The sequence below is a fragment of the Vibrio sp. 1580 genome, assembly GCF_033340055.1.
Genome location: NZ_JAWOVT010000705.1, coordinates 1 through 522 on the forward strand (window position 1 = coordinate 1; position 522 = coordinate 522).

1 protein-coding gene is annotated in these 522 nt (G+C 43.5%); it reads right to left on the bottom strand.

The genetic code is table 11. The features are described from left to right. Positions 1-390: transglycosylase domain-containing protein (locus tag R7093_RS27950; RefSeq protein WP_318147374.1), on the bottom strand; the 390-nt coding region annotated here is incomplete at its 3' end. Positions 391-522 lie beyond the last annotated feature (132 nt).

Genomic DNA, 522 nt, shown 5'->3' on the forward strand with positions numbered 1-522 from the left:
ATAAGCCTTGCGAACGTAGGAGTGAGATGGAAACAAAAACACATTTTTCGCAGCTTGTTGGGTAATGGTGCTCGCGCCTCTCGACGGACCATTATCACCAGCCTCGGAAATCACGTCGAATAGCGACTCGAAATCGACACCATAATGATGAGGGAATTTTTGGTCTTCGGTCGCAATCACCGCTAACTGCATATTTTTTGAGATACGCGACAAGGATACCCATTCATGTTGGCTGCTGTCTGGATAGTTCTTTGGTGGCGCAACAATGCGGCTTAACTTCCATCCCCATATTGGTGGATCGACATATTTCACCACACCAACCAAAACGATTGGGGCAATCAGTAATATCAACACCATTTTAAACAGAAATGACTTAAGCCTTTTCAACATGTGTGGTTCCCCAATGCATTAGCGATTGATGATAAACAAACCAGCGAGCTTGCCTGATTCAATCAGGAACAACAAGTTTTCGAGGTAAAAAATAGGTCAAAAAAAGCCCGATTTACAATGTAAAACGGGCTT